Source organism: Mycobacterium sp. (assembly GCF_049673265.1).
Classification (GTDB): domain Bacteria; phylum Actinomycetota; class Actinomycetes; order Mycobacteriales; family Mycobacteriaceae; genus Mycobacterium.
In genome coordinates this window covers 1-4,182 of sequence record NZ_JBATXN010000138.1, presented here as the reverse complement: position 1 = coordinate 4,182, position 4,182 = coordinate 1, and the positions used below count along the sequence as shown (strand labels likewise).

The window sequence follows — 4,182 nt, the reverse complement described above, 5'->3', positions numbered from 1 at the left end:
GTCGTGAGCCGCCTCGGCCTCGGCGGCCACCTCGCCGAGCTGTGCGGCGGCTCCGGCTAAATCACCGCTGAAAAGCTGCATCCCCGCGAGGTAAAAGCGACACAAACGCGAGTTGAACCCGTCGCCGATTGCGTCGGCGAGGTCGCGTCCTTCTTCGGCGGCTGCGCGTATCCCGAGTAGGTCACCCGCGATGTGGGCGCCCCGCGCCTGCTCGGCGAGGATCTGGCTTAACCGCCACTGATCGTCCACGGCACGGGCCAAGCCGATTGCCTCGGCGAAGCATCCCCGAGCCACCTCGGCGTGATAGCCCAGGCTGGCGGTAAACCCGTAGGCGGTCAATGTCCGGGCCAGCAGGGCCGGTTCATCGACGTCTCGCGCGATCGCCACTGCCTGTTCGGCCCGGTCCATGCTGTCGGCGGCGCCCAAATAGGTATCGAGAACGGCCTTGTCGGCGAGCGCCCGGGCCCGCACCACGGGCGTCAACTGGTGCGCGTCGAGATCGGCGAGGGTGCCGTCGAACCAGGCCAGCCCTTCCCGGATGCGGCCCCGCGCCACCCAGAGCGGCTGCAGCGACGACACCAGCGCCAACGCCTGCTCGATGTCGGAGTTTTCCCGGCTCCACCCGAACGCGGCGCGCAGGTTGTCGATCTCGATGTTGGCCTGCTCGAGGCACTGTTCATAATCGCGGCCTGCCGGCGCGTCAAGCACCGCGGCCATCGTCGTGTAGTGGTCGCGGTGGCGTGCCCGCACGGTATCGGCCTCGCCGGACTCGCCGAGTTTTTCCAGCGCGTACTGGCGCACGGTCTCCAGCAGCCGGTAGCGGGTTCGGGCCCCGCGGTTGTCTGTGACCACCAGCGACTTGTCGACCAGCAGGGTGAGCAGGTCCAGCACCTGGAAGCGCTGCACGTCACCACCGCCGGCGACCGCTTGGGCTGCGGGCAGGTCGAAGCCGCCGAAAAAGGCGGCCAGCCGGCGAAACAAGACGCGTTCCGGTTCGGTCAGAAGGGCGTGTGACCAGTCCACCGAGGCGTGCAGCGTCTGCTGGCGGCGGACCGCGGTGCGCGCACCGCCGGTCAACAGCCGGAACCGGTCATGCAGGCTGTCGAGGATCTCGGCCAGCGACAGGGCGCGCACCCGCGCCGCCGCAAGCTCGATCGCCAGCGGCAAACCATCGAGGCGCGCACAGATTTCGGCCACGACTGCGGCGTTGTCGTCGCTGACGGCGAAGTCGGGCCGAGCGCGGCGGGCCCGGTCGGTGAACAGTTCGATGGCTTCATCGAGAAGCGACAGCGAGGGCACCCGCCAGCTCACTTCGCCGGCCACACCGATCGGCTCACGGCTGGTCGCCAACATCGTCAACCCCGCGGCGGTGCCGAGCAGAGCCACGACCAGATCGGCGCACGCGTCGAGCAAATGTTCACAGTTGTCCAGCACCACCAGCATCTGCCGGTCGGCGACAAACCCGGTCAGCGTATCCATGGTGGAACGGCCGGGCTGGTCGGGCAGACCCAGCCCACGCGCCACCGCAACCGGCACCACGTCGGGATCGGTGATGGGCGCCAGATCCACATACCACACGCCGGCGCCGAATTCGCCGGCCATCTGGTCCGCGAGCTGTATTGCTAGCCGGGTCTTACCCGCTCCACCGGCGCCGCTCAGGGTCACCAGTCGGTTCTGGGCGAGCAGCTCCCGCAGCTGGGTCAGCTCCGCGTCGCGGCCCACGAAACTGGTCAGCTGTATCGGAAGGTGCTGGGATACAACGGCTTTCGACACCCGCAGCGGTGGGAACTCGTTGACCAGGTCCGGATGGCACAGCTGCACCACCCGCTCGGGGCGGGGCAGGTCGCGCAGCGGGTGACTGCCCATATCCGTCAGCCACGCATCGTCGGGAAGCCGGTCCAGCACTAGGGCTTCAGTGACGCCCGATAGCAGGGTCTGGCCGCCGTGGCCCAGATCTCGCAGCCGCGCGGTCCGGTTGATCGTCGGGCCGGCGTAGTTGCCTTCATCGCGCAGCTGGATTTCGCCGGTATGGATGCCAATCCGCAACCGGACCGGGGCCAACGGGGCACGCTGCAACTCCAACGCGGCTGCCACCGCATCCGAGGCCCGGGCGAACGCCGCGACAAAGCTGTCACCCTCACCCTGTTCGACTGGCCGCACGCCGTCGTGCTCGGCGATAGTCTTCGACACCGTCTGGTGTAGCCGGGCGATGGCCGCGGTCATCTCGTCGGGCCGGGTTTCCCACAGCCGTGTGGAGCCCTCGACGTCAGCCAAGAGCAACGTCACGGTGCCTGTCGGCAGCAGCCCGCTCACGCTCAGCTCGCTCCAATTCAGCACCGGCGTCGGTGCGCACGGCTCAATGTCGCTCATGCTAGCCAGCATGCGGCCACCGGAACCGCAAAACATCAGCACAAACGCGTAGATCGCGCCCGACCGAGGTCGGAAGTCGCGACGATCGCCCTGGGGAGATCGCGTCGCGGAGGAACGCCCTGGGTTAAGGCGCAATCCGGGCTATGCTGCGCCGACAGATTCGCGCAATCGTGCCGTCTGAATCGACAGGAACTATTCAAATGAAGCGGACGGCAGCAATCAACGGTGTGGCGATCGCCATCGTGGCTTTAGGTATCGGCTTGGTTGGATGTGGTTCGACATCCGGTAGCAACAATTCGTCGAACAAGACTTCAGCCGCGACAAGCGCCGGCAAAACAACCACAACAACCACCGCTAAACCGCAATCAAAGGTGGCGCCACGACCCAGCGTCCAGGGTCCCAATCCCACCGTCGCCAGCTACATCCAACAGAACGGCATCACCGAAACTCAGGTCCACCGTGGTGATCCCGGCGCGCCAACGATTGACCTGCCCATCGCAGACGGCTGGGCCGACGCCGGACGCGACACCCCGGCGAGGGCGTACTGGGCCATCGTCGACAACGGCCCGGAGGCCGCCAAATACACGCCCAGCATCGTGGCGACGGTAACGAAGCTCGCCGGCAATGCAGACCAGCAGAAAATTCTCGACCTCGCCGGTGGCGAACTGAAAAACCTACCCGGGTTTAAGCCCATGGGCGACGGCGCTGCCGCCACCCTGGCCGGATTTCCCGCCTACCAATTCGGCGGCACCTGGGTCGACGGCGGCCAAACGAAAGCGGTAGCCCAGAAAACGGTCGTCATCGCGTCCGGCAACGCCCTCTACGTGATGCGCCTCAACGCCGATTGCCTCGAAGACCAAATTGGACAGGCATTACCGGCGACGATAAATATCGACGAACAAGCGAAGATCACCGTGTAGCGCGCTCACGTAACGCATGGCTGCTGACCTTTCGGGGTACGCACTGCCTCATGCCGCTCAATGTCGCTCGCAAGCTGATCGAATCGCATCTGGAATCCGGCGAGATGACACCGGGGGAGGAGATCGCGATACGCATCGATCAGACGCTGACTCAGGACGCGACCGGCACATTGGTGATGCAGGAGCTGGAGGCCCTTGGCCTCGATCGCGCCCGCACCGAGGTCAGCGTGCAGTACGTCGACCACAACCTGTTGCAGACCGACGAGAAGAACGCCGAGGATCACGAATACCTGCGCACCGCCGCCCAGCGATTCAGTCTGTGGTTCTCCAAGCCCGGTAACGGGGTTTCGCATCCAACGCATATGCAGCGTTTCGGGATTCCCGGTAAGACGATGGTCGGCTCGGATTCGCATACCCCGGCGGCGGGTTCGCTGGGCATGCTGGCGATCGGCGTGGGTGGCCTGGAGGTCGCGCTGGCCATCACTGGACGACCGCTGCACATCCGCATGCCCGAGGTGTGGGGTGTCCGACTGGAAGGCGAACTCCCGGAATGGTGTTCGGCCAAGGACGTCATTCTTGAGATGCTGCGCCGCCACGACGTCAAGGGCGGGGTGAACCGGATCATCGAGTACTTCGGGCCGGGGCTGACCAGTCTGACCGCGATGGATCGCCATGTGATCGCCAACATGGGGGCCGAACTTGGCGCCACCACAACGGTTTTCCCGAGCGACGAGGAGGTCCGCGACTTCCTGCGCTCCGAAGACCGCGAGGACGACTGGGTGGAACTGGTCGCTGACGACGATGCCGACTATGACGTCGATGAGACCATCGATCTCTCCGAGATCGAGCCGCTGATCGCCAAGCCGTCCTCGCCGGGCAACGTCGTGCCGGT

Annotated in this window: 3 protein-coding genes; 2 read left to right on the top strand and 1 reads right to left on the bottom strand. The window is 65.8% G+C overall.

What is annotated here, in order from left to right; translation table 11 throughout:
- A partial coding sequence (locus WBF82_RS04940; RefSeq protein ID WP_424381979.1) for an ATP-binding protein occupies positions 1-2,313 on the bottom strand: 2,313 nt, incomplete at its 3' end.
- A gap of 257 nt (positions 2,314-2,570) precedes the next feature.
- Here WBF82_RS04940 and WBF82_RS04935 point away from each other — a divergent pair.
- Both WBF82_RS04935 and WBF82_RS04930 read left to right on the top strand, forming a co-directional pair.
- Complete coding sequence (locus WBF82_RS04935) at positions 2,571-3,290, top strand: LpqN/LpqT family lipoprotein (protein WP_424381978.1); 720 nt, start codon at positions 2,571-2,573, stop codon at positions 3,288-3,290.
- 50 nt (positions 3,291-3,340) lie between these two features.
- The coding region (locus WBF82_RS04930; RefSeq protein ID WP_424381977.1) for an aconitase family protein at positions 3,341-4,182 on the top strand (842 nt) is incomplete at its 3' end.

What these genes read in the sequence shown, in the direction of transcription:
- WBF82_RS04935 (WP_424381978.1), top strand. Translation starts at nt 2,571, where the DNA reads ATGAAGCGGACGGCAGCAATCAACGGTGTGGCGATCGCCATCGTGGCT.